Source organism: Streptomyces sp. AB3(2024) (assembly GCF_041862025.1).
Taxonomy (GTDB): Bacteria; Actinomycetota; Actinomycetes; order Streptomycetales; family Streptomycetaceae; genus Streptomyces.
On sequence record NZ_JBGWAB010000375.1, the window covers coordinates 1 to 321 of the forward strand.

At 70.4% G+C, this 321-nt stretch carries 1 protein-coding gene; it reads right to left on the reverse strand.

Features of this window, described 5'->3' with window-relative positions:
* Positions 1-300: hypothetical protein (locus ACEPPI_RS40840; protein ID WP_373920291.1), on the reverse strand; the 300-nt coding region annotated here is incomplete at its 3' end.
* Between the last annotated feature and the right edge of the window lie 21 nt (positions 301-321).

Here is a 321-nt window from a genome sequence, read left to right on the forward strand (position 1 = left end):
CACGACACCCTCAGCCGACACCCCGACAGACGGAGCAACAAACACCGCGTCCGGAACCGGCTCACCCGCCTCCAACGCCACCACAAGGGCATCGACATCGGCGTACTCGGTGACCTGCGCATCCGTGGTACCCAGACCGAACTCGTCCCGGCCCAGCACCGCCCAGCGAAGGTCTGCCGCCTCCACCGGCGCACCGGCCTCGGCAGGCACCCACTCCACGCGGAACAGCGACTCCACGTGAGCGGCACCCGCCGCGTTGACCTGCTCGGCAGAAGCCGGACGCAACGTCAGCGACTCCACCGCCGCAACCGGCCGCCCCGA